The 501-nt window shown below is 40.3% G+C and carries 1 pseudogene; it reads left to right on the top strand.

Annotation, left to right across the window (positions count from 1 at the left end):
- A pseudogene (locus AC1DUW_RS32285) lies at positions 1-199 on the top strand (hypothetical protein); the annotation flags it as partial.
- Positions 200-501: the final 302 nt, after the last annotated feature.

Genomic DNA, 501 nt, shown 5'->3' with positions numbered 1-501 from the left:
GGTCGTCCTGCTCATCATTGGAGGTGCGCCGCTTCTATATTTAGCCATAGATCATGTGAAGAGCGAATATGTGGATGCAAATATCGGATTGGGCCTTGCTTTTATGTTTACCTGGGTATATAGCGTAATAGCTTTTATCATTGCTATCATTCTTTTAGTAAAAAAGAAAAGGAATAATACTATTTCAAAAGAACAGTAATCATCACATTTTGTCTGGTTTACAGTGAACAAAAAGAAAGGTCGCTCGGCTATATTCCAAGCAACCACGAATATTGAACTACCCACCACTTATCGACCTTACGGTCTGATTGAAGTGGGGGATTCCTAAGAACATTAGCCTATCGGCCAATTTTTAATTAGGCTACCCCCGTAGTTCCTACGGTTAGAAGCCTTATGGCTTCATTCATTAGATTGAGCCCTGCGTTAATATCTCGATCGTGGTGAGTAGAACAAAAAGAAAGGTCGCTCGGCTATATTCCAAGCAACCACGAATATTGAACT

It is taken from the genome of Peribacillus sp. P4_C12 (assembly GCF_056402095.1).
This window is presented reverse-complemented; position numbering and strand designations above follow the sequence as displayed.